The organism is Caulobacter sp. (assembly GCF_035254145.1).
In the GTDB taxonomy this organism is placed as follows: Bacteria; Pseudomonadota; Alphaproteobacteria; order Caulobacterales; family Caulobacteraceae; genus Caulobacter.
The window spans coordinates 1-3,305 of sequence record NZ_DATFAV010000240.1; the positions used below are offsets into that span (position 1 = coordinate 1).

General features: G+C 67.2%; 4 protein-coding genes. 3 read left to right on the forward strand and 1 reads right to left on the reverse strand.

Annotated elements, in window-relative coordinates:
* On the forward strand, positions 1-580 hold a 580-nt coding region (locus VJ655_RS14650; protein WP_324112290.1), incomplete at its 5' end, for an FAD-dependent oxidoreductase.
* A 2-nt stretch (positions 581-582) separates the two neighbouring features.
* Here VJ655_RS14650 and VJ655_RS14655 read toward each other — a convergent pair.
* Complete coding sequence (locus VJ655_RS14655) at positions 583-1,110, reverse strand: hypothetical protein (RefSeq protein WP_324112291.1); 528 nt, start codon at positions 1,108-1,110, stop codon at positions 583-585.
* Positions 1,111-1,394: 284 nt separating this feature from the next.
* Between VJ655_RS14655 and VJ655_RS14660 the strand changes: the two genes are divergently transcribed.
* Positions 1,395-2,666: an allantoate amidohydrolase gene (locus tag VJ655_RS14660; RefSeq protein ID WP_414646984.1), complete on the forward strand. Its 1,272-nt coding sequence runs from the start codon at positions 1,395-1,397 to the stop codon at positions 2,664-2,666.
* Positions 2,663-3,305 (forward strand): pyridoxal-phosphate-dependent aminotransferase family protein (locus tag VJ655_RS14665; RefSeq protein ID WP_324112296.1); only part of this gene is annotated, 643 nt, incomplete at its 3' end. The genes VJ655_RS14660 and VJ655_RS14665, both read left to right, overlap by 4 nt.

Consider the following 3,305-nt stretch of genomic DNA (forward strand, 5'->3'; position numbering starts at 1 on the left):
CTACGCCATCGTCCAGCTACGCCAGGACAACGCCCTGGGCACGCTGCGGAACATGGTCGGCTTCCAGACCAAGCTCAAGCATGGGGTCCAGGCCGAGACCTTCCGGATGATCCCGGGTCTGGAGAACGCCCAGTTCGCCCGCCTGGGCGGTCTGCACCGCAACACCTTCATCAACTCGCCCAAGCTGCTGGACAGGTCGCTGCGCATGAAGGCCCAGCCGCGCCTGCGCTTCGCCGGCCAGGTCACCGGGGTCGAGGGCTATGTCGAGAGCGCGGCCATGGGCCTGCTGACCGGTCGTTTCGCCGCCGCCGACCGCAAGGGCGCGCCGATCGACGCCCCGCCGCCGACCACCGCGCTCGGCGCCCTGGTCGAGCACATCACCGGCGGCCACCTGGAAGGCGGCGCCGGTCCAGGCAGCTTCCAGCCGATGAACATCAACTACGGCCTGCTGCCGCCGCTGGAAACGCCCAAGGTCGACGAGGACGGCAAGAAGATCCCGCTCAAGGAACGCGGCCGCGCCAAGAAGCGACTGATGAGCCTGCGGGCGCTGAAGGATCTCGACGCCTGGATGGGAGCCTGACCTCAGGATCCCACCCAGAACCGGTGCGGACTGCCGGGGTCGAGCTGATCTCTGATGGACCACAGGGTCACGAAGCGGTGGTAGCCTTCGACGAGATGCAGAGGCGTTTGCAGCCACTCGGGCGGCGGCGACAGGAAGGTCAGATTAGCCGTCTCAAGCAGGATCGGCGCATTCTTCCAGGCGAGATCCCTTGTAACCTGCATATGGACAAGCCGCCGGAATATCGGGGCCTCTTTCGTCAATCGCTGGAACTGGCTGGCTCCGCCGCGCATGATCTCCGCACCGGGCAGCGTAGCAGGCGTACAGAGCCGCGGGCTCCAGGTCAGAGCGGGCAGATCCAGAAACGCCCAAGTCGCCGCCTTGCCTGGATTCTGCTGGAACCACTCCAATAGAACCTCGCCCGGCATGCCAGGCACGATCGAACTCACGCGATTCAGATAGGCGCTCTGAGCATCAGGATTATAACCTTGCTCACTGTCGAGGGGATCTAGCTGAGAAATATTGAAACTACACATGTCTTTGAAGTTCACCTTTCATCCAATAACCTAACGTTACCACATCGGGAATTCGAAACTCCATTTCCTTGACGACCATTGCCCTTCTTTTCTGAGTCGGAGCCTTCCGCCCGAAACGCCGCATCCTCCCAGCGCCGGAAAGGCACGGGCAGGCGCGCCCTTCCTCAAGTAAGAAAATTATGACTTAAGGGGAGGCGCCGCCATCTCGACATGGCGCGCGTGCGGGCGCCTGAGCGGGAACCTTCCGTGATGGCGCTTGTCGGCGAAGATCGGCGGGCGCAGCCTGCTAGGGTCGCGGGATGGAGGCGAAAGCGGACGTGTCAGCGGATTTCGATTTCGGCGTTCGGGCCAAGGCGCGCTGCGACGCCTTGGGCGTTTCGCCATACAGCGAGGTCGAGGGCCAACTGACGCGACGGTTCCTGACACCCGCCCACGAGGCGGCGCTGGAGATGCTGACCCGCTGGATGACGGACGCCGGCATGAGCGTGCGTCGTGACGCCGCCGCCAATCTGATCGGTCGCTATGAGGGCGCGCTCCCGGGCGCCAAAGCTCTGATCATCGGCTCTCACATCGACAGCGTCAGGAACGGCGGCCGCTATGACGGGCCGCTGGGGATCATGCTGGGGATCGACGTGGTCGAGGCGCTGCATCGCGCTGGACGCCGCCCGCCCTTCGCCGTCGAGGTGGTGGCGTTCGGCGACGAGGAAGGTTCGCGCTTCCCGGCCTCGATGAGCTGCAGCCGCGCCATGGCCGGCGCGCTCGATCCGGCGGCGCTGGAGATGAAGGACGCCGACGGCGTTTCGGTGGCCGAGGCCCTGACCGCGTTCGGTGGCGATCCGGCGAACATCGCGCTCGCCGCCCGCAAGCCGGAAGAGGTCCTGGCCTTCCTGGAGGCGCATATCGAGCAGGGCCCGGTGCTGGAGGCCGAAGGCCTGGCGCTGGGCGTCGTCACCGCCATCGCCGCCCAGAAGCGGCTGATGGTGAAGATCATCGGCGCGGCCGGGCACGCCGGCACGACGCCGATGGGCCTGCGCAAGGATCCTGGTCCCGCCGCAGCCGAGTGCGTGCTGGCCCTGGAGCGCATCTGCCGCGCCGGAACCGACGGCCTGGTCGGCACGGTCGGCCGCATGACCGCCCTGCCCGGCGCGTTCAACGTCATTCCCGGCGCGATCGAGTTCTCGATGGACATCCGCGCCGAAACCTCGGCCACGCGCGATGCGGCGGTCGACGCGATCTGCGCCGAGATCCACGCCATCGCCGGCGCCCGGGGCCTGAAGGCCGAGATCCACCTGATGCAGGCCCTGGCCGAGAGTCCTTGCGATCCGTCTCTGATGGGCCTGCTGGAAGAGGCGCTCGCCGACCTGTCCCAGCCCCCGCGCCGCCTGCCCTCGGGGGCCGGCCACGACGCCATGGTGATGGCCGATCTCTGCCCCGTCGCCATGCTGTTCGTCCGTTGCGAGGGCGGGATCAGCCACAACCCGGCCGAGGCCGTCACCGAGGCCGACTGCGCCCTGGCCGCTAAGGCCATGCTCCATTTCATCGACAAGCTAGAACGACGCGAACGCGCATGACTGAAATCTTCAAAGAACTCGACCACCCCGCCCGCCTGCTGATGGGGCCCGGACCGATCAACGTGCACCCGCGGGTGCTGCGGGCCATGTCGGTGCAGTTGCTGGGCCAGTTCGATCCCGAATTCACCAGCTACATGAACGAGGTCATGGCGCTGTATCGCGGCGTGTTCCAGACGGAGAACCGCTGGACCTTCGTGGTCGACGGCACTTCGCGCGCGGGGATCGAGGCGGCGCTGGTCTCGACGCTCAGCCCCGGCGACGACGTGGTGGTGGTCAACGCCGGCCGCTTTGGCCTGCTGCTGGCCGAGATCGCCGAGCGCTGCGACGCCAAGGTCACCTTCGTCGAGGCGCCGTGGGGAACGGTGGTCGATCCGCAGGCCGTGGAGGACGCGGTGGCGCGCGTGAAGCCGCGCCTGGTCGCCTGCGTGCACGGCGACACCTCGACCACCATGGCCCAGCCGATCGAGGCCATCGGCGAGATCTGCCGACGCCACGACGCCCTGCTCTATGTCGACGCCACCGCCACCCTGGGGGGGATGAGCGTTCCGGTCGACGCCTGGCGGGCCGACATCGTCACGGCCGGCCTGCAGAAGTGCATGGGAGGCCCGTCGGGCTCGGCGCCGATCACGATCAACGACC

What these genes read in the sequence shown, in the direction of transcription:
- VJ655_RS14660 (WP_414646984.1), top strand. Translation starts at nt 1,395, where the DNA reads ATGGAGGCGAAAGCGGACGTGTCAGCGGATTTCGATTTCGGCGTTCGG.